The sequence below is a fragment of the Corynebacterium sp. MSK310 genome, from assembly GCF_030227355.1.
Taxonomy (GTDB): domain Bacteria; phylum Actinomycetota; class Actinomycetes; order Mycobacteriales; family Mycobacteriaceae; genus Corynebacterium; species Corynebacterium rhinophilum.
On sequence record NZ_JASPFZ010000076.1, the window covers coordinates 1 to 247 of the forward strand.

Below are 247 nucleotides of genomic sequence, written 5' to 3' on the forward strand. Positions count from 1 at the left end.
GCTACTGCTGCCATCATCGCCCGCCATATCGACACCCAAGCAGACAACAACAGGTGCGGTGCCGGTGAAGCCTTAATCCAACTCATCCTGGACAACACGCATACCAAAGTCGCGATTAATACCTTCACCACCGACACCACCGGCGACAATAACCCTGCCGGCGCCGGTGGTGGTGCTGGTGAGGCGAAAGTGTATTTCCCAGGCTACGGCTGGTCCAGCATCACCAACCTAGAAAACATCGACACCT

General features: G+C 56.3%; 1 pseudogene. It reads left to right on the forward strand.

The features are described from left to right. Positions 1–247: pseudogene (locus tag QP891_RS11775) on the forward strand (HNH endonuclease signature motif containing protein); the annotation flags it as partial.